Below are 19,047 nucleotides of genomic sequence, written 5' to 3'. Positions count from 1 at the left end.
GCCCCGGGTCGGTGCGCGCGCCGCCGTAGTTCTCCGCGCGCGCCGTCCCCGCGCCGACCACGATCACCTCCGCCAGTTCACGCAGCAGCATGAACACCGTGCGGTCGGCTGGGGTGCCCAGCCCTTCGGTCAGGTTGCCGCTGGTGGCGGCGCCATCGATACTGGAGACGAAATTGGCGCGCACCCATGGCGCGTCGAGTCCGGTGGGGAACGCGTACAACTGCGCGAGGTCGTCCGGGCTGAGCCCTGTGAGCTGGATCGCATTGTGGCTACGCTGCATGAGACCAGATCACACCACGTCTCTAGGCTTCGTCCATGCAAGAACGCCTCGTCGATCGTCACCCGGAGGTCCCGGCCGATCAGCTCGTCGCCCAGATGGTGCCCCCGCCGATGTTCGACGAGGTGAGCTTCGCCTCCTACATCCCCGACCCGAAGGAACCCAGCCAAGCGGCCGCGGTCCGCAAGGCCGAGGAGTTCGCCGGGCAGGTCGCCAAGATCAGCAAGGCCGTCAACAAGAAGAGCTTCTTCGGCAAGAAGAAGCAGATCAGTGGCGCCGGCCTGTATCTGGACGGCGGGTTCGGCGTCGGCAAGACCCACCTGCTGGCCTCGATCTTCCACAGCTCGCCGGCGCCCAAGTCGTTCGGCACCTTCGGTGAGCTGACCAACCTGGTGGGCGCGCTCGGCTTCGCCAACGCGCTCGAGCGGCTCTCGGACAACAGCGTGTTGTGCATCGACGAGTTCGAGCTCGACGACCCGGGCGACACCATGCTGGTGTCCCGGCTGCTGACGGAACTGTCGGCGGCCGGTGTGTCCATCGCCGCCACGTCCAACACCTTGCCCGGCCAGCTCGGCGAAGGCCGCTTCGCCGCACAGGATTTCCTGCGCGAGATCAAGAAGCTGGGCGCGATCTTCGAGGCGGTGCGCGTCGACGGGCCGGACTACCGCCACCGTGATCTGCCGCCGGCGCCGGAGCCCACCGCGCCGGAGCTGCTGGCCGAACGGGCGGCGGGCACACCGGGCTCCACCCTCGACGAGTTCGACGCGCTGCTGAAGCACCTGAGCACGCTGCATCCGTCGAAGTACGGCGCGCTGATCTCCGGGGTGTCGTCGGTGTTCGTCTCGAACGTGCACCCGGTCACCGATCAGGCCGTGGCGTTGCGCGTCGTGGTGCTGGCCGACCGGCTCTACGACGCGAGCGTCCCGGTGACGGTATCGGGCGCGAAGCTCGACGAGATCTTCTCGGCCGAGATGCTCGAGGGCGGTTACCGCAAGAAGTATCTGCGCGCCATCTCGCGCCTGCTCGCGCTGTCGCGCTTCGAAGTCGCGGCCTAGCGCGGGTTCGCTCGCGGCGGTTCGGCAGCAGCGACGGATGAAGGCACCGCCGATGATCGGAAGAGTCGTATGACCTCTCGTTTCCGCGCCCCGGTTGCCATGGCGACCGGTCTGGCGATCGCCTTCGGGCCGGTCGCCGGTGCCGCATTCGCCGACCGGCCCGCCGCACCGGCCGTCGTCGCCGATCCCTCGCTGCACTTGCAGGGCGTGCAGAACGCACGCGACATCGGCGGATACCGCACGAGCGACGGCAGGATCGTGCGCACCGGCCTGGTGTACCGGACCGGGCAGTTGAACAACGCGACCGCCGATGATCTGGCCGCGCTGACCGACCGCCGCGTTCGCTCCGTGCACGACCTGCGCACGGTCTACGAGCGCGCGCTCGGACCGGACCGGATGCCCGAGGGTGCGGCGTCGCACTGGTCGGACGTGATCGGCCAGGCACCGCCGGAGGTCATCGCCACCACACTCACCGGGGGTGACGGGCTCTATCGCGCGTTCATCACCGCGCCCGGCGCGAACGAGGCGTTCGCCTCGGTGCTGCGCGACATCATCGGCTCCGACGGGGCGGTGCTGTTCCACTGCACCGCGGGCAAGGACCGTACCGGCTGGACGGCCGCCGTGCTGCTCACCCTGCTCGGTGTCGATCGCGCCACCGTCACCGAGGATTACCTGCTGTCCAACCGGTACCGCAACGCGCGTGCGGACGATCCGCTGAACGGCGTGCAGCGGTCCTGGCTGGATGCCGCCTTCGACCAGGCGGATCGGACCTACGGCAGTTTCGACGCCTATGTCCGGGACGGATTGCGACTCGACGACCGCGAGGTCACCGCCCTGCGAGCGCGTTTGCTCGGCTGAGCGCGGTGTCTCGGGCGAACGTCCACTTCGGCAGTCCGCCACAGTGACGTCCACTACCATCCCGGCATGACGAAGTTTGAGACATGGGACGGCCTGGAACTCAATTACCGGGTTTGGGAGGGCGCGGGCGTTCCGGTCGTTCTGCAGCACGGGGTGGTCGCGGACACCAACGCGAACTGGATGAGCACCGGCGTGGTCGGCGCCCTGCACTCCGCCGGGCACACCGTCGTGTCCCTGGACGCGCGCGGCCACGGCCGTTCCGACAAGCCGCACGACGCGCACCGTTACTCATGGGAAGCCATGGCGCGGGACGTGCGTGCGCTCTACGACGAGCTGGGTTTCGACGAAGTCGTGCAGGTCGGATACTCGATGGGCGGGGTGATCTCGCTGATGGTGGCCGCCACCGACCCGCGGGTGCGGCGCCTGGCCGTCGGTGGCATCGGGTCGGGCGTGCTGGACTGCGGCGGCGTCGACCGGCGCGTGATCGACCTGCCCGATCTCCAGGCCGCGATGACCGGGGACGGCGCGGGCGCGTCCCCGACCGCGAAGATGTTCCGGGTGCTGGCCGACGCGGTGCGGGCCGACGTGGCGGCCATGCACGCGGTGGCGACCGGTCTCGACGCCCGTCCCATCGAGACCCTGGGCGACATCACCGTGCCCGCCCTGGTGCTGGCCGGCGACAACGACCCGTTCGCCGCCGAGCCGGAGCGGCTGGCCGAGGCTTTGCCGAACGGCACTCTCGCGGTGGTGCCGGGCGATCATCTGATGGCGGTGGTGGCGCCCGCGTTCCACACCGCGCTGGTCGATTTCGTGCGGTGAGTCCGGTCTAGAAGACCAGGCGCAGTACGTAGTCGTGATGCAGCTGGGTGCCGACGGTGAACGTCTTCGTGCCGACCTCGGTGAAACCGTGTTTGGCGTAGAAGCGCTGGGCGCGCACGTTCTCCTGGTTGACGCCCAGCCAGACGCCCGGGTACCCCTCCGTTCGCGCCCAGTCCAGCGCGGCCAGCATCAGCGCGGTGGACACGCCGGTGCCGTGATGGCCGGGCAGCACGTACATCTTGCTGATCTCCAGCGCCGGGTGCAGCCCGACCGATTCGGCCACCGCCGGGTCGGCAGGTTCGCCCGCGACCAGCATCGCGTAACCGACGATCTCGTCTTCCGCGACTGCCTTGAGCACGATCCGGGCCGGATCGCTCAGATACTCGCCGAAGCGTTCGCCGGACAACACCTCGCTGACGAAGACATCGATGTCCTCGGGCGTCGCCTCCGGAGGACACGCGAGCGGAAAAGTCGCCGCCGCGACGTCGCTGAGGGCCTCGGCGTCCCACAGCCCGGCCCGGTCGACGATGACTGGGAGGTAACTCATGCCTCCATCAGAGCATAGTCTCTTTAGAGAATGTCATTTCCGAAAATGTGAGCTATATTTCCGTGATGCTGCTCACGGCAAGGCTGCCGGGAGTCCGGGCACGGATTCTCGCCATCGCGCTCGTACCCAGCCTCGTGTCGATGGTCATCGGCGTGGCCACCGCGGTCGCGCTGGTTCGCGCGGGTGAGCATGCCGGAGATTTCGCCGAGACCCTGGAGACGAAGCTGGGCCCCGCCCGGGAACTGGTGCTCGCCGTCGACCAGGAGCGGCTCCTTTCGCTGTGGCAGCTGGCCGGCGAGCAACCGAAACCGGGAAGCCTGACCGCTGCCCGGGTGCGCCTCGACGCCGCGATACGGACTTTCGTCTCGACCGACACCGCGTTCCAGCCCCTCTCGGGGGCCCGCGTGGCGAACATCGTGGACGGCTTCACTCAGCTGCAGACCCAGCTGCCGGTGGTACGCGGCGGCATCGACACCGGTGCCATGCCGTTGGCCGACGCCTACACCTTCTACAGCCGCCTGCTGGACGGGGTGAGCCGAGGCGCGGTCATGATCGAATCGAATGTGCCCGACGTGGACTCGGGCATCGCGCTGAACCGGATACTCGGGTTGCTGCGGGTGCTGGAAGCGATCTCCCGCACCACCGCGCTGACGGCGGCCGCGGCCGGGCCTGCGGGCCTGCCGCCCGCCTTGTTCACCGAATACCGCACCATGGTCGGCTACTACCACGCCGAGACCGTGACGCTGGTCGGCGAACTCGACGACGCGGCCGCCGGGCGGCTGCGGGATCTCACCGCGTCCCGGGCCTGGCAGCAGGTGAGCGCCATGGAGGAGGCCGTCATCCACCCGGCGCCGGGGAAGCCGGGGCTCGCCCCTGCGCTGCCGATGAGCATCGCGGACTGGCGATCGGCCGCGGATCAGGTCAACAGCGAGGTGGTAGCGATCTGGGGAGACCAGAACAAGCAGGCCCGTCAGCAGGCCGCCGACACCGCGGCGCGCCAGTCTCGCGACTCCCTGCTGACCGGCGCGGCGGTCTCGGGCGCCGCCGTGCTGGCCTTTCTGCTGTCCCTGTGGCTGGCGAACCGGCTGATCGGCCGGCTGAGACGTTTGCGCTCGGAAACGCTGGCACTGGCGGAGATCCACTTGCCCGAGACCATGCGCAGGCTCAGCGAGTCCGAAGCCGTCGACCCGGAGACCGAAGCGGCCCGGCTGGAGTTCGGTCGCGACGAGATCGGCCAGGTAGCGCAGGCGTTCAATCGCGCGCACACGGCGGCGGTGACGGCCGCGGTCGAGGAAGCGCGCACCCGCGACGGGGTGCGGGCGGTCTTCCTGAACATGGCCCACCGCAGCCAACTGGTCGTGCACCGGCAACTGGCGATCCTGGACGAGGCCGAACGGCGGCAAGAGGACCCGGCGGTGCTGGAGACTTTCTTCCGGCTGGACCATCTGGCCACCCGCGAGCGGCGCAACGCGGAGAACCTGATCATCCTGGCCGGCGGCAGGCCGGGCAGGCGGTGGCGGCGACCGGTGCCGCTGGGCGAACTCGTCCGCAGCGCCGTGGCCGAGACCCTCGACTACGTCCGCGTGCACACCGGCAGGCTTCCGCAGGTGTTCCTCGTCGGTGAGGTGGTGGCCGACCTCGTGCACCTGCTGGCGGAACTGGTCGACAACGCCACCGCGTTCTCGCCGCCGGAATCCGCGGTGGACGTCACCGGCAACCTGATCGGCAAGGGGGCGGTGATCGAGATCAGCGATCAGGGCATGGGCATGACCGAGCAGGAGATGGGCCGCGCGAACGACATGCTCGCCCGGCCCCCGGATTTCGGTGTGGCCACGCTGTCGGCGGACTCCGGGCTCGGCTTGTTCGTGGTCGCGCGGCTCGGCGCCCGGCATGGCATCTCGGTACGGCTGAGCGAATCCGACTACGGCGGAGTGCGGGCCATCGTCCTGCTCCCGTCCGCGCTGATCGTCGCCCAACCCGACCCGTTCGATCATCCCCACGGTGACTCGACGCCCCCGGGCACGGACGCGCTGCGCGAGCGACCGCAGGTGCGTGCCGAGGTGATCGGCCCGCCGCAGGCAGCTGCGGCGGCGACCGACGCCGAGCCGGGCTGGTCGCGGGAACATACTTCGCGGCCCGCTCTGCCCAGGCGGCGCGCCGCGCCGGATCCGGACCCCACGGTCCTGCCGCCCGCGTCCCAGCCGCCGAATGAACCGGAAGGCCGCCGTGACCTGTTCTTCCGTGAGTGATTTCGACTGACGCCTCGACGATCTCGTCGAGCGCCTGGCCGGGGTGCGCTACGCGGTGGTGGACTCGACCGACGGACCGCTGGGCCGAGCCACGTTGATTCGCCGCCGAGCATTTCGGCGCCACGTCCGTCACCCGGTACGCGGTGGCTATCTGTCCACCCCGTCGCGACAGGGACTCGGGCAGCCGGTGCGCCGCCTTCGCGGTCGTAAACGTTCCCGACGTCTGCTCGAAATCATGAAGCGGCACCGATTTCCACCCACCGGTGCGAGCATGCTTCTCATGCTCAAGAATATGATTTTTCCGGCTGCCGACCGGGTCGGTCGCGCGCGTGGCGAACGGCGGCGGACCGGCGCGCCGCTGCGCCTCGCCGGTGCGGTCGTCGCGACCTGCGTCGCCATCGGCGCGGTCCTCACCGCGGGCCACGGTGCCGCGCGGGCCGACGAACACACTTCGATGCCCGATCCCGTCGCCTCCGCGGGTTGCGCTGCGCCCGCGGCCGCGCCGGTGCGATCGACGTTGCGTTTCGCCGCGGGCGACAGGTCCGGCAGCTACATCCAGGACGTGCCGGGTACCGCCGTGGGTCGGCCCGCGCCCGTCGTGTTCGATCTGCACGGTTACCTCGAGCCCGCCGCGCTCGAACACCTCAGCAGTGGAATCAGCGAGCTGGGCGCCGTCGAGGGGTTCGTGACGATCACCCCGCAGCTGGAGCAACCGGGGTTGCCGCGCTGGGATTTCGGCGAGGCCAGTGGTGACGTAGCCTACCTGTCCGACCTGATGTCGCATGTCGAGTCGTCGCTGTGCGTCGACGAGCGCCGGATCTTTGTCACCGGTCTGTCGATGGGCGCCTTCACCACGTCCTCGCTGGCATGTCAGCTCTCGGATCGGATCGCGGCGATCGCTCCGGTGGCCGGCCTGCAGGACTTCGCGTGGTGCCGTACCGAACGTCCCGTGCCCGTGGTCGCCTTCCACGGCACCGCTGACCCGATCGTCGCCTACACCGGCGGCACGGGCCCGAACGCCAGGTTCCTGCCGAAGCCCGACGGCTCCGGCTCGGTCGTGGCGCCGGACGCCGGGACGGGCCGTCCGGTGATCGCGGGACCGGGACCGGAAACCATCCCGGCGCAGGCGGCGGCATGGGCGCGCCGGAACGGTTGCGGAGCAGATCCGGCCCAGCGGCAGATCGCTTCCGACGTGACGCTGGCGAGTTACCCGTGCCCGCCGGGAGGCGCCGTCGAGTTCTACTCGATCGTCGACGGCGGGCACACGTGGCCGGGCAACCCGTCCGTCGCCTCACCCGTGCCGCTGGTCGGCACCACCACGACGTCGATCAGCGCCAACCGGATCATGTGGGACTTCTTCCGTGCGCATCCACTGGAAGGTCCCCTGCGCCGCTGACAGCCGTCTCCGGACCGACCATTGTTGGCCGGTGACACCGGCCGGACGGCACCGACGACGCCCGAACGGGCCTACGCGCCCGAAGGACCTGTCGGACGTCCGTTCAGCGCCCCGGGGCCAGGCGTGACGGGCGCGCTCGCTACCTGGTGGTAGCGGAAGACGCGGGCGAGTGCGATCAGCACTCCGGCGAAGACCAGGGCCAACACGAAGCCCGCCCGATGTCCGAAGCTCGCCGCGACCGCGCCGATCACGCCGCCGCCGAGCAGGGTTCCCGCGTAGTTGAACAGGTTGAGGCGCGCGATCAGTGCGTCGAGCCCCCGCCCGGTGGCGAGTTGCCCGGCTGCGCTGAAGCACAGCGGCGCGATCACGGGCAGGCCGACACCCGCCACGAGGAATCCGGCGATCGCAATCACCGGACCCGGCGCGACCACCACGATCGCCAGCCCCAACGCCCCGGTGCTCGCGGCGACACGCACCACCCTGCGCGGCCCGAAGCGGCGCACCAGCGAATCGCCGGCCAGCCGGGCGAGCAGCGAGGTGCCCTGATACGCGGCCAAGGCGAGTGCGGCGGTCGCGGAAGTGGCGAGCAGGTCGTCGGTGAGGTACAGGGCCGACCAGTTGCCCACCGCCAGGTCGACGGCGAACACGAGCGCCATCGCGACCCCGAACGCCAGATATGCGCGCAGCGCGACGGTCGTCCCGGTCGCGACGGCGTCGGAGGTTGGGTGGGTCGCCTTGGTCGCGCCGGTTTCGGTGGTCGCCTCGGTCGAGCCGCGTTCGGCGGTCGGGTGGGTCGCGCCGGACTCGGTGGTCGCCTCGGTCGCCCTGGTCAAGCCGCGTTCGGCGGTAGCCCCGGTCGTCTCGGTGGCCCCGGTTTCGGCGGGACTCGTCTCCGCGTCCCGGACGCCGAGCAGGTGCGGTCCGAGCGCACAGCCGAGGACGAACACGATCGACGCGGCCGCGAGCAGCAATACCCGCAGCGTCACCCCCAGCGCCTCGCATCCCGAGACGAACAGCGCCCCGGTGATCGATCCGGCGCTCCACGCCGCGTAGAACGACGACAGGATGAACGCCCCGTACCCGTGCTGGATGAACACCGCCTGCATATTGGTGCTCGCGTCGACGATGCCGACCGCGATCCCGTAGCAGCCGAGCGCGGCCACCAGCAGCGCGGCGTTCGGCGCGAACGCCGCGGCCGAGCCGGTGACGGCGACGAGCAACAGCCCGATCCGCACGGCGTCGCGGCTCGACCGGCGCAGCGCCAGTCGCTCCGCCACGACGCTGCCGCCGCCGGCCAGCAGCGACACGAACACCACCGAGACGACGATCACCTCGTCCGACAGGCCGAAGCGCTCCTTCTGCTGCGGCAACTCGGTCAGCACGACGGCGAAGAAGAAGCCCTGCAAGCCGAACGCGAAAGAGTTCGCGATGCGGGCGCGCCGCAGCAGGGGCGCGATCGGACTCATTGGCGCAGGGTAGCCGGAGCGTGACCACGGCGCGCGCCGAACCGCGACGCCGCGATCGAGGACGGCGATCGGCCGGATGATCCGATCGGGCACCCTGGCCGTGATCCGTGGCCGATGTCACTATCGAAGGGACGCAACAACACTCGCGAACGTAGGGAGCCGGCCGGATGAGAGAGCTGCCAGCGGATTTCTTTCGCACGCCGTATGCCTTCTACCGGCAGTTGCGCGCGGAGGGGCCGGTGCACCAGATCCGCTTGCGCACCGGCGTTCGCGCCTGGCTGGTGGTGGACTACCAGGCCGCCAAGGAGGTGCTGCGTCACCCGGACGTACGCAAGGACCCGCATACCCCGGCGGGCGCTCATGCGCGGCAAGCGGCCGCGGGCAACAGCGGCGTCGCGTCGGCCAACGAGCGCCTGAGCCATCATCTGCTCAACGCCGACCCGCCGCAGCACTCGCGGCTGCGCAAACTCGTCACCCCGGCGTTCGCGCCCGCCCGCATGGAGGCCCTCGAGCCGCGGGTCGTGGCGATCGCGGACGATCTGCTCGACGCGCTCGACCGCACGGCGGGCACCGGGCCGGTGGATTTGCTCGCGGAGTACGCGTTCCCGCTGCCCATCACGGTGATCTGCGAGCTGCTCGGCGTGCCGGTCGAGGACCGCGCGCGATTCCGGGAGTGGTCGGCCGCCGTCGTGGACACCGCCATGTCCACACCGGAGGCCATGCGCACCGCCACCGATGCCATCGTCGGCTACTTCGACGGACTGGTCGCCCGGCGGCGGCGGGAAGAGCCCGGCGAGGATCTGATCTCACATCTGCTGCTCGCCACCGAGGAAGGCGACCGCCTCAGCCACGACGAACTGATCTCGATGGTGTTCCTGATCCTGATCGCGGGCCACGAGACCACGGTGAACCTGATCGGCAACAGCGTGCTCGAACTGCTGGCCGATCCGTCCCGCTACCGGGCTCTGCGCGACGACCCCACGAGGGCCGCACCGCTGGTGGAGGAGATGCTGCGCTACAACGGACCGGTCAATACGGCGACCCTGCGTTACACCACCGCGCCGGTCCCGCTGAGTGGCAGCGTCATCCCTGCGGGAGAACTGGTGCTGGTCTCGGTCGCGTCGGCCAATCGCGACGAACGGCAGTTCGCGGCGCCCGCGACGTTCGATCCGGACCGGGGCGCGAACGGCCACCTGGCCTTCGGCCACGGCATCCACTACTGCCTCGGCGCCGGGCTGGCCCGGCTCGAGGCCCGCGTGGCGCTGACCAGGCTGGTGCGGCGCTATCCGCTGCTGCGGCCCGCCGTCGACGAGGCGGACCTGCGGTGGCGCGAGAGCATCCTGATCCGCGGTCTGCACGAGCTTCCCGTCGTTGCGGTGCGTGCGCCCGCGGTGCGCTGACGAGCGGATTCGGTCGACCGACTTTGCTGCGCGCCGCTGGGGACGTAATCTCCTGCGCATGACAAGCGGAAGCCGCATCGGGATCGTCGGTGCGGGTATCGCAGGTCTCGCCTGCGCGAAAGTGCTGAAACAGGCGGGTTTTCCGGTCGAGGTGTTCGACCGCACACCCGATGTCGGTGGCGTGTGGAGTGTGACCCGGCGATACCCGGGACTGCAAACGCAGAACTCCAAGGACACGTATCACTTCTCCGACTTCCCCATGCCCGCGGACTACCCGCGCGTCCTCGACGGACAGCACATGCAGGCCTACCTGGCCGCCTACGCCGAGCGCTTCGGGTTGACCGAGCATCTGCGGTTGCGCACCGAGGTGGTCGCCGCGGATCCGGTCGACAGTGGCTGGTTGCTGGAAATTCGCGACGAAAGTGGAGTTCACCGGGCCTCGTGCGATCACCTGGTGATCGCCAACGGTGTGTTCAGCGAACCGTCGATGCCGGACTACCGCGGCGCCGACTGGTTCCGCGCGGCCGGCGGGCGGCTGTGCCACTCCTCGGAGTTCACCGATCTGGAATCCGTGCGCGGCAAGTCCGTCGTCGTGGTGGGCTATGGCAAGTCCGCCTGCGATATCGCCACCGCGGTGAGCGAGGTCGCGGCGTCCACCTCGGTGGTGGCCCGGCGGCTGTTCTGGAAGATGCCGCGCAAGCTGGCGCGGGTGATCGACTACGAGCGGCTGATGCTGACCCGTTTCGGCGAGGCGCACTTCCACTACCTACGGCCGCGCTGGATGGACCGCTTCCTGGACGGCCCGGGCGAATCGGTGCGGATCAGCAACTTCGATCTGATCCAGGAACTGGCCACCAAGCACTCCCACCTGCGCGAACTCGGTCTGGTGCCCGGCGGCAGGTTCGAGGAGATCGCCGAGAGCACCGTCAGCCTCATCAGCGAAGGCTTCTACGAGCAGGTGGCCAACGGGCGCATCACGGTGCACCGGGACACGACGATCACCGAGCTGGGCGGCGGGCCCAAGGCCGCGCCAGGGGTCCGGCTGTCCAGCGGGCAGGTATTGCAGGCCGACGTCGTGGTCTGCGCCACCGGCTTCCAGCAGCGCGTGCCCTTCCTCACGCCGTACGTCCAGCGCAGGCTGACCGACGAGCACGGCAACTTCCGCCTGCACCGCCAGATCCTGCCATTGGAGGTCCCGAACCTGACCTTCGCCGGCTACAACTCCTCGGTGATCAGCACGCTGAACGCCGAAGTCGCCGCGCACTGGACCGCCGCGTTGCTCACCGGCAGGATCGACCTGCCACCCGCGGAGCAACTCGCCGAGCAGATCGACGCTCGCCTGCGCTGGATGGAGGAACGCACGCACGGTCGCCACGCGCGCGGCACCGCCGTCACCCCCTTCTCCATCCAGAACATCGATGAGATGCTCGCCGACCTGAAGTTCCGGCTGCCGCTGCGCACCCGTGCGGCGCAGGTCTTCCGGCGGGTGAAGCCGGAGTCCTACCGAGGACTGGGCACCCGGCGCAAGCCCGGAGCCGGTCCCGTGGCGCCACCGACCGCCCCGATCGAGGCGGAACTGCTTCCGTACGAGGGCGACAGCGGGCGGGTCAGCCACTAGGGCGCTGCGAGCCCGTCGTCCGGGCGTACGGAGCGATTGTTCGAACCGCGGCGTCGGCTCCGGCTCGAGCGGACGATTCCGGCGGTGCTGTGCACACTTGCATCGACTGCCGAATCCGCCCCGCGCCGCCCGACGACTCGGGGAAGGCAGTCCGGTAGCGGAGCAGAGTACGGCGCGGCCGGGTGCCGCATGCCGTCTCCAGCGCTGTCCCTCGGAAGCTCACGCGGGGCCGTGACCACCTGGTTCAGCACATATGCGGAGGTCGAGGGACTGCCGGACACTCGGGGAGGTACGTGACTCGAAGCGATATCGCGCTCGGTGGTGCTTTTTCCTGCGACGCCACTCGGGCGTTGCCGCTGCGATGGGACTCGCCCTGGGTTGTCACCCCCGCAATACCGGGAGTCGCTGGTTACGTTGGCGATAATCCAAGGGTGGAAGCGCTGGACATGAATCTCCTCGTGGCCCTGGACGCACTGCTGGACACCAACAGCGTCACGCTGGCCGCGCAGCGCCTACACACCTCCCCGCCCGCGATGAGCCGGACGCTTGCCAAGTTGCGCAGCGTGCTCGGCGACCCCTTGCTGGTGCGCGCGGGGCGCAATCTGGTGCCGACGCCACGGGCACTGGAATTGCGCTACGAAGTCAGCACACTGGTCGAACAGGGACGCGCGCTGCTGACCCCGCGCAACGAACTCGACCCGGCGGCGCTGCGCCGGACGTTCGCGGTGCAGGCCGGCGACATGGTGCTCACCGAACTGGCCGGGCCCCTGCTGTCCGCGGTGCGGGCGCAGGCGCCGGGCGTGACGCTGCGCTTCCTGCCCGACACCCTGGAGGGCACCGCCGCGCTGCGCGACGGACGCGTGGACCTCGAGGTGGGTGTGATCGACCACACCGACCCGGAGACCACCGTGCGCAGAGTGCTCACCGACCGCGTGATCGGCGTGGCCGTCGCCGACCATCCTCTGGTCACCGATCGCGTCACCGTCGCCGCGTACGCCGCGGCGCCGCATCTGAGCATCTCGCGCAACGGCCGGTCACACGGCCCGATCGACGACCGTCTCGCGTTGCACGGCCGTACCCGGCGGGTGGTGGCCACCGTGCCCACCCTGACCAGCGCGCTGTTCGCGGTGCGCGGCAGCGACCTGGTCTGCCCCGCGCCCGCCATGCTGAGCGCCGCCACCCTGCCCGCGATCGGATTGAGCGCGTTCGAGATACCGCTGCCACTGCCCGAAGTCGCCATCGGTATGGCGTGGCATCCGCGCAACACCGCCGACGGAGGGCATCGCTGGCTGCGCGATCTCGTCCAGGAGATCCTGCTGCGTTCGGCTGCGGCGGCTCCGCCGAAACGGCGGCGCGTCAAAGTCGTTCAGGACACCGGCGGCGGGCTCGATAGCCGGTAGTCGTCCGGCCTGCGCTGCGCCTCGGTGCGGTCGGACGGATAACCGTTCGAAGCCGGGTCGCCCGGCGACTCGAAGAGGTCGGAGCGGCCCAGCGGAGCCGCCGCCGTGCGCTTGAGCTCGTCGAGCATGGCCTGCAGCTTGTCCACGTGCGTGTTCTCGACCGGCGTCCGGTCTTCCTCACTGGCGCGGTGCGCTCCGGTGAGCCCCGTGCCGGGTGCGTCCGGCGCCGCACCGTTCGTCGAGCCGCTGTGATTCGCGCTGGTGGCGGACGCGACGATGCTTTCGTACGCGGCGTTCTCGCTCGGGGAGTACGAGGCGGGCGCGGGTTCGCGTGCCGCTCCGAACGTCTCGTGCTGCCCGGTGCTCGGATCACGTGACGGCGGAGAGGTGAAGGGCGACCGGGGTTCCCGCGGCGTCGGTGGGGTGAAGGTCTGGAGGGGCTCACGCGACGGAGGGGAGGTGAAGTTCGACGCGGAGTCGCGGGGCGCGGTGAAGCTTTGTCCAGCCGTGGCCTTGGGCTCCAGCGCGGGCTCGCGTGGCGGCGTGAAGCCGTTCTGTGCGGCGGAATTCGATTCGGGCGCCGCGTGCACGGGCTCCCGAGGGGTGCTCTGCGGTCGGGCGCCGTTGCGGGCACCCGACGGTTCGCGGGAATCGCTCTTGCCCGCCGCGGGCTCGGTGCCGACGCGCTCCTGCCGGTGCGCGTTCGACCGTCCCGCGGCCCGAGGCAGCGGCACGGCTGGACGTTCCGCGGGCGGCTGCCGGTCCTCCGGCGCCGGGCCGTCGCCGGACTCCAGGCGCTCCACCCGGGTATCGAGACCCGAAATATCCTGTCCGGCACGGAAAGCCCACGCCTCCAGCTTGGCCAACCGCCCCTCGACCGTCGGTTCGCTCCCCACGGCCTGGATGGCCTGTGCACCATCGATACGGGCCGCTACGGCGTCCAGCTTCTCGCTGACCTCTCGGAGAGCCGACGCGATACCAGACAACATCGCGCCGATCGACTCGCCGGTCTGCTGACCGTGCTCCATCCAGTACCCACTTCCCCGTATCGGCCCAGCTCGCACTCGGCCGGACGATTCTATCCGCCCAGTTGGACATCCGCGGCTCGCGAAGAATCGGGCGGCGCCGCACCGATCCTTGACCTGATCGAAGCAGCCTAGGCCCCCGGAAATACCCCCACGCAGGCGGATTACGCGGCGACCCGGTTTGTCCGGAAAACACGCCGACGCATCTGATCTGTCATTATCCGGCCGAACGGCCTCGTCCGCGAGTCCGCGCTCGGATCGCCACCGCGCGCCGTGCCGCTGCTGCTGCTGCTGCTGCCGCTGCTGTTGCTGTTGCCGCTGCCGCTGCTGCTGCCGCTGCTGTTGCCGCTGCTGTTGCCGCTGCCGCTGCTGCTGCCGCTGCTGTTGCCGCTGGCGCTGGCGCTGGCGCTGGCGCAGGTGTTGCCGCTGCCGCTGCCGCAGGTGTTGCCGCTGGTGCTGGCGCGGGCGGTGGGCAGCGAACCGTCAGGACGCTGCGGCCCGGCGCGTCGCGGGATGGCGGCAACTGTCAATTCACTGATCCCGAAGTGCCCTGTGCCACCCCGTGGCATGATGAAAGTCCTTGTGCCGCAGAGAACGACGCCGACCTCGGTGATCGGCCTCGCGCGTGGCACACCCGAGCGCGGGGTGAACCGGGCTGGCGAGGTAGCCGAGTCTGACGCACTCTTGATCTATGGCGTAGGTCGCCGGGCCTGCGGTGGTTTGTGCAGGGGAGTGGTCGCGTGAGAACGAAGCAGCGGGCGGAAATCGCCTGCGGGCGCCGAGCGATGCTCGCCGAGTTGGGTATCGGGGAGGCTTCCGGCCGTACCCGTGGTTCGAAAACCGGATACGCCTGCGGGTGCCCGGAGTGTTCCGCCGCGCAGTGGGATACGCGGCGGCTGAAGTATTGGTTATGTGGCAGGCTGCTCGCCTACGGTGCCGACGAAGCCGAAGTGGATCGGCGCATCGGCACACTGCCGGTGGACGTGTACTGGCGCAAGGGTGACCGGGTGTACGCGATCGAGGTGCGCGGCGGCCCGCTGGAGCGCGGGCTCGCCCAGGAGCACACCGAGCGGCTGCGCGCCGCTGGCTGCACGGATGTCCTGTGGCTGTGCCCACCCGGTTACTGGGTGCCGTACCTGCACGCGCTGGGCATCGCGGACTTCGCGCCCGCCGCCTGTGACTACCGCGCGGTCACCGGCGTGCTGGACACCGCGCACGCGATGGCGGCGCCGCGGCGCGAGCCGGTCGAAGTACGCGAGTTCATCGCGGGCTGGGTGCGCGGCGAGTACGTCTGGGGCTATCGGGACGAGAGGACAGGAGGCTGGGCCACCGTGACCGATTGGGAGTACCACACGAAGACGCAGGCCACGGTGATCGCCCGGCAGCGTCAGGAACTGGTCAATCAGCGTACCTCGCTGGCGGTGACCCGGAAGTCGTTGCGGGACAAGCAGAAACACCTGCTGAAGCTCACCACGCGCCTGGAACGCGCGGAGCTGGCCGCGCAGGAGAAGGCCGACGCCCTCGCCGCCGCTCAGCGCACGCTCGCCGATCACGATCGGCTGGACAAGGCCTTGCGCAACACGATCGCCAACCTCGAGGTGACCATCGGCCGCTGGCAGCTGATCACCATCTGCGCGATGTTGTTGATCGTCACGTTCCTGGCGGCGGCGATGGTGGTGCGCTGAGCCGGAAGGGTGCTCGGTCCCATCGCCATTCGTGGCGCAGCACCAGCGCGAGGAAGTCCAGCAGTTCCAAGCCGGTCCTCGCGCGCACCTCGCGGAGCGCGGCCCAGTGCACCGGTCCGCGCGCGAGGAGGTCGCGCAGCGTCTGCTCGCTCGTGGGGTCGACCGGGCGCGCCGCCAGATCCGGGACGCCGATGCGGCTGCCGGTCCAGACCAGCCACCCCCAGCCGTTGGCGTGCGCGTGCGCTCGGCCCGCTGCCGCTTTCACCCGGTTGACGTGGAAGCCGACGTGGCCGAGCGGCGCGACGTCGATCAGCACCGTGCGGCCGTCGGTGAGCCGGGCGACGATGCTCGGATAGTGCAGCCGCCCCGCACCGTCGAGATCGTAGGTGACCGCCGCGGGGTGCTCCTGGAAGGTCTCGATCCGGTCGCTGGCGTTGAGGATCCAGAGGAGTCTGGCCTCCAAGCCGGAGTCGAACGGCACATCTCGACCGACCTTGTCCAGGTAGAAGCGGCCGCGGCCGTCGTCGTCGCTGTCCACGGTGCGCGCGGAGGTAGTGGGCACCGCGGCCGAGGCGCCGGTACCGGGCCAATCGACCTGACCCAACCAGGGATTCAGCTGACTTGCCGCACGCGGCTCGGCGTCGTGCAGCTTCGCCAGCCGCCGGTTGGTCTTCTTCTGCCAGGCCGCGATGCGCTGGGTGACGAACCCGGCGATCCGTTTCGCGTCCTCGGCCGGGTGCCCGGCCAGCCGCAGCTTCAGGTACGACAGCTCGGTCGCGGCGATGTCGGTGTCGGTCGCGTAGGTCTCCACCAGCAGCGCGCGCACCAGCTGCCGGTCCCTGGCGTCGAGCGGATAGCGCGCGGACAGTACCGCCGCGGCGCGATGCCCGGACAGCTGCGCCATGCGGATCATCTGCCCGACCGCTTTGGTGTGCAGCTGCCGCACCCGGTCGCGGGAGAGGTCGTAACGCGCGCCGATGCGCGCCAGCGTTTCGGGTTTCTCACCACCGACCCCGAGCCGAGCCGTCAGCAGGTCGCCGTCCTTGGCCTTCTGGTCGGCGCGTAGCGCGATCAACTCGCCGAGCACCTCGTTGACCTCCTCGAGCTCGAAGGAGATGTCGTCGCGCAGATCGAGCGATTCGGGATCGTCGTCATCGGGCGCCGCTCCCTGCGCGACCTCCGCACTGATCGTCACGCGACAACCCCCTGACTCGGCTCGGGCACTGTGCGGCACAGCGTATCCCCACCCACCGACACCCCGCCCGCTGTCGTGCGGGGATGTCTCCTGATCCGTTCGAACGGCTTCGGATCTCGAGGGAACTCCGATCGCGGCCGAGATCCTCGCGGGTGCGGAGACCGTCACCTCGGCCGAATACCACGGGACATGACGTGGACGAGGGCATCAAACGCGCTGGGCGACGACGTACGCTTCGCCCTGGCCACGATGGTGGTGAACGCGTCGCCGCCGATCGCGTCATCGGGTGTCCTCGGTCGGCGAGGCGGTCGAGTTGCTCGCGTGGATGACCTGTTCAGCCCCTTCGAGTACGGGCGTGAGCCGGCCAGTCCTGGCGTGCAGCCCAGTCGCGCAGAGTGGTGGTGCCGGACGTGATCAATGACGGGTCGAGTTCAGGCGGCGCGGGTGTCCCTGGAGGCGATGGTGTGTAGACCCCGGCGATGCCCGCGGCGGCCTCGGCTCCCAGATGCGGGGCCAGCATCCGCTGATATGCGGAAGGGGTTATCGCATTCCACCGCACCGGGTGTCCGAGGACGGCGGTGAGTTCGGCGGCGACCTGGTTCCCGGTCAGTGCCTGCGGGCCGGCCACGACCTGCACCGCAGGAGGAGCCGTCGACGTGATCAGGGCGGCGACAGCGCCGCCGAGATCGTCGAGCGCGACCCATGGAACGGGAAGGTCCGGCGGAAGCGGGTAGGCGACCTCCCCTGCGCCGACGAGCGGGGCCGACCACGGAGCGGCCAGATTCTCCAGGTACGTGCGCGCGGGCGCGACCACCGCAGCGGTTTCGGCAACCCTGGGCAATTCGGCCGACACGAGTACGCGCGCGTCCACGAACGGCACGCCGACCGGTTCGGCGGGCACCACACTGCCCGGGTTGAAGACGGCTCGCCGCACCCCCGCTTCCCGGAGGCCGGCCAGCACCGCCCGCGCCTGCCGGATGGCCAGGTCGGCCGCGAACACCAGCGGCAACTGGACGACCACGGCGTCGGCGCCGGCGTACCCGGCCGCCAGCGAACCGGCATCGAGCAGGTCGGCGCGGACCGGCTCGGCGTCCGGATGCAGCCGGGCGGCGGACGCGTCGCGGACGATACCGCGCACCCGGTGTCCTGCTGACAAGAGCCCGCGGACGATCGCGGCACCTTGGGCGCCCGTCGCGCCATGGACGATCACGGTGGAACTGTTCATGCCCGGCGACGTTAGTTTTCCGGGTGAAGCAATACCCAGAACGTGATATAGGTTCCTGATGGGAACTATCGGCGGCGACCAGCTCGAACGACTGAACGCGGCCGCGCCCCGAGGGTGCGGCATCGAGCGCACGCTGAAGGTCCTGGACGGGAAGTGGACGACGCTGATCGTCCGTGAACTGCTCTCCGGACCCAAACGTTTCGGCGACCTGCGTACGGCACTCGGCGCTCCCAGCGCCAAGACCCTCACCGACCGCCTCAGAGCCCTGGAGCACCAGCGAATCCTCACCCGCACCGTGTACGCCGAAGTGCCGCCCCGCGTCGTCTACGAGCTCACCGAAGACGGGCAAAGCCTCGTCGAGGTCCTGTACGCAATGCTGAAATGGGGCGAGGAACATCCCCTCGCCCGGGAGTGACCGTCCTCAGCAGCGACGCCAGTCGACGTAGTGACTCCACTGGGGATGCGGCGTTCCGCAATCGGCCCACGCGCCGACCGCGATGCCGAACTCCATCGGGCCGGCAGTGCACGACGCGGTCGACGGAATCCCCGGCGCAACGATCGGCCCCGGGGCCGACCACTGGCATACCCGTAGCCTTGGGACATGGACCTTGGGGAACGGTTCCAAACTGTTCGGAAGCGTTGCGGGCTGACACAGCGAGAGCTTGCGGAGTCCTCTGGAGTGTCCCTGTCGCTGATTCGCAAGATAGAACAGGGCGAGCGCGACGACACCCGCATGGACACCTTGCGCCGATTCGCTGTTGCGCTGGGTTGCCCGCTGACGGTCCTACTCGGCCCCGATCCCGCGCCGCCGCACGGCAATGGCGGAGGCGAG

17 protein-coding genes and 1 pseudogene are annotated in these 19,047 nt (G+C 69.9%); 12 read left to right on the top strand and 6 right to left on the bottom strand.

What is annotated here, in order from left to right; genetic code table 11:
- A partial coding sequence (locus ON19_RS19085; RefSeq protein WP_043694333.1) for a dihydrofolate reductase family protein occupies nt 1-280 on the bottom strand: 280 nt, incomplete at its 3' end.
- A 35-nt stretch (nt 281-315) separates the two neighbouring features.
- On the opposite strand from ON19_RS19085, the gene zapE reads away from it, so the two are divergent.
- From zapE to ON19_RS19070, 3 genes are all read left to right on the top strand, one after another.
- Entirely contained in the window at nt 316-1,332 is a 1,017-nt protein-coding gene (zapE, locus tag ON19_RS19080) for a cell division protein ZapE (protein WP_043694326.1), read from the top strand.
- 69 nt (nt 1,333-1,401) lie between these two features.
- A complete protein-coding gene (locus ON19_RS19075) occupies nt 1,402-2,190 on the top strand; it encodes a tyrosine-protein phosphatase (protein ID WP_043694323.1) in 789 nt (262 codons plus the stop codon).
- A 66-nt stretch (nt 2,191-2,256) separates the two neighbouring features.
- Nucleotides 2,257-3,009: an alpha/beta fold hydrolase gene (locus tag ON19_RS19070; RefSeq protein ID WP_043694320.1), complete on the top strand. Its 753-nt coding sequence runs from the start codon at nt 2,257-2,259 to the stop codon at nt 3,007-3,009.
- Between the two features lie 7 nt (nt 3,010-3,016).
- Here the strand turns inward: ON19_RS19070 and ON19_RS19065 are convergent, their stop codons facing one another.
- The gene (locus ON19_RS19065; protein ID WP_043694314.1) at nt 3,017-3,556 is read right to left on the bottom strand and encodes a GNAT family N-acetyltransferase; all 540 of its coding nucleotides are present in this window, start codon (nt 3,554-3,556) and stop codon (nt 3,017-3,019) included.
- 65 nt (nt 3,557-3,621) lie between these two features.
- Here ON19_RS19065 and ON19_RS19060 point away from each other — a divergent pair, with 65 nt between their 5' ends.
- On the top strand, nt 3,622-5,805 hold the full coding sequence (locus ON19_RS19060; RefSeq protein ID WP_051169059.1) for a sensor histidine kinase: 2,184 nt from the start codon (nt 3,622-3,624) through the stop codon (nt 5,803-5,805).
- A gap of 292 nt (nt 5,806-6,097) precedes the next feature.
- Nucleotides 6,098-7,201: a CE1 family esterase gene (locus ON19_RS19055; RefSeq protein WP_157229755.1), complete on the top strand. Its 1,104-nt coding sequence runs from the start codon at nt 6,098-6,100 to the stop codon at nt 7,199-7,201.
- Between the two features lie 71 nt (nt 7,202-7,272).
- On the opposite strand, the gene ON19_RS43875 is transcribed toward ON19_RS19055, so the two are convergent.
- On the bottom strand, nt 7,273-8,667 hold the full coding sequence (locus tag ON19_RS43875) for an MFS transporter (protein WP_051169062.1): 1,395 nt from the start codon (nt 8,665-8,667) through the stop codon (nt 7,273-7,275).
- A 167-nt stretch (nt 8,668-8,834) separates the two neighbouring features.
- On the opposite strand from ON19_RS43875, the gene ON19_RS19040 reads away from it, so the two are divergent.
- The 3 genes from ON19_RS19040 (at nt 8,835) to ON19_RS19030 (ending at nt 13,085) form a co-directional block, all read left to right on the top strand.
- The gene (locus ON19_RS19040; RefSeq protein ID WP_043694309.1) at nt 8,835-10,067 is read left to right on the top strand and encodes a cytochrome P450 family protein; all 1,233 of its coding nucleotides are present in this window, start codon (nt 8,835-8,837) and stop codon (nt 10,065-10,067) included.
- Between the two features lie 58 nt (nt 10,068-10,125).
- Nucleotides 10,126-11,685 (top strand): flavin-containing monooxygenase, encoded by a 1,560-nt coding sequence (locus tag ON19_RS19035; protein ID WP_083899473.1) that lies wholly within the window; start codon nt 10,126-10,128, stop codon nt 11,683-11,685.
- A 431-nt stretch (nt 11,686-12,116) separates the two neighbouring features.
- A complete protein-coding gene (locus tag ON19_RS19030; RefSeq protein ID WP_063709460.1) occupies nt 12,117-13,085 on the top strand; it encodes a LysR family transcriptional regulator in 969 nt (322 codons plus the stop codon).
- On the opposite strand, the gene ON19_RS19025 is transcribed toward ON19_RS19030, so the two are convergent.
- Complete coding sequence (locus ON19_RS19025) at nt 13,052-14,113, bottom strand: hypothetical protein (RefSeq protein ID WP_043694306.1); 1,062 nt, start codon at nt 14,111-14,113, stop codon at nt 13,052-13,054. The genes ON19_RS19030 and ON19_RS19025 overlap by 34 nt on opposite strands.
- A gap of 270 nt (nt 14,114-14,383) precedes the next feature.
- On the opposite strand from ON19_RS19025, the gene ON19_RS41995 reads away from it, so the two are divergent.
- Both ON19_RS41995 and ON19_RS19015 read left to right on the top strand, forming a co-directional pair.
- A complete protein-coding gene (locus tag ON19_RS41995) occupies nt 14,384-14,854 on the top strand; it encodes a hypothetical protein (RefSeq protein WP_043694303.1) in 471 nt (156 codons plus the stop codon).
- Complete coding sequence (locus tag ON19_RS19015; RefSeq protein ID WP_227954684.1) at nt 14,851-15,795, top strand: hypothetical protein; 945 nt, start codon at nt 14,851-14,853, stop codon at nt 15,793-15,795. Before ON19_RS41995 ends, ON19_RS19015 begins: the two co-directional genes overlap by 4 nt.
- Here the strand turns inward: ON19_RS19015 and ON19_RS19010 are convergent.
- Both ON19_RS19010 and ON19_RS19005 read right to left on the bottom strand, forming a co-directional pair.
- Nucleotides 15,761-16,990: a sigma factor-like helix-turn-helix DNA-binding protein gene (locus ON19_RS19010; protein ID WP_043694300.1), complete on the bottom strand. Its 1,230-nt coding sequence runs from the start codon at nt 16,988-16,990 to the stop codon at nt 15,761-15,763. The genes ON19_RS19015 and ON19_RS19010 overlap by 35 nt on opposite strands.
- Nucleotides 16,991-17,324: 334 nt before the next feature.
- Nucleotides 17,325-18,215: an NmrA family NAD(P)-binding protein gene (locus ON19_RS19005; RefSeq protein WP_051169058.1), complete on the bottom strand. Its 891-nt coding sequence runs from the start codon at nt 18,213-18,215 to the stop codon at nt 17,325-17,327.
- Between the two features lie 58 nt (nt 18,216-18,273).
- Between ON19_RS19005 and ON19_RS19000 the strand changes: the two genes are divergently transcribed.
- A complete protein-coding gene (locus ON19_RS19000; protein ID WP_051169057.1) occupies nt 18,274-18,630 on the top strand; it encodes a winged helix-turn-helix transcriptional regulator in 357 nt (118 codons plus the stop codon).
- 186 nt (nt 18,631-18,816) lie between these two features.
- Nucleotides 18,817-18,990 (top strand): annotated as a pseudogene (locus tag ON19_RS44710) (helix-turn-helix domain-containing protein); the annotation flags it as partial.
- Nucleotides 18,991-19,047 lie beyond the last annotated feature (57 nt).

The sequence above is a fragment of the Nocardia abscessus NBRC 100374 genome, assembly GCF_000308455.1.
Taxonomy (GTDB): Bacteria; Actinomycetota; Actinomycetes; order Mycobacteriales; family Mycobacteriaceae; genus Nocardia; species Nocardia abscessus.
The sequence above is the reverse complement of the archived record's forward strand: the minus strand, read 5'-3'. Positions and strand labels throughout refer to the sequence as shown.